This is a genomic window from Desertibacillus haloalkaliphilus (genome assembly GCF_019039105.1).
Lineage (GTDB): Bacteria > Bacillota > Bacilli > Bacillales > KJ1-10-99 > Desertibacillus > Desertibacillus haloalkaliphilus.
The window spans coordinates 1-352 of sequence record NZ_JAHPIV010000470.1; the positions used below are offsets into that span (position 1 = coordinate 1).

At 40.1% G+C, this 352-nt stretch carries 1 pseudogene; it reads right to left on the reverse strand.

Annotation, left to right across the window (positions count from 1 at the left end):
- A pseudogene (gene sucC / locus KH400_RS22855) lies at positions 1-352 on the reverse strand (succinate--CoA ligase subunit beta); the annotation flags it as partial.

Genomic DNA, 352 nt, shown 5'->3' on the forward strand with positions numbered 1-352 from the left:
CCATCAGCCATTGAATCTGCAGCTGTAATATTTAAACCTGATTCTTTAAGAATTTTCTTACCTAGGTCAACGTTCGTACCTTCTAAACGAACAACTAGAGGTATTTCAAGTCCAACTTGCTTCGTAGCTTCAACTACCCCTTCAGCAATAATGTCACACTTCATAATACCACCAAAGATGTTGACAAAAATCCCTTTAACACTTTCATCTGAAAGGATGATCTTGAACGCTTCTGTTGCCTTTTCTGCAGTTGCACCGCCACCTACATCAAGGAAGTTAGCCGGGTCACCATTGTAATGTTTAATGATATCCATTGTTGCCATAGCAAGACCTGCACCATTAACCATACAAC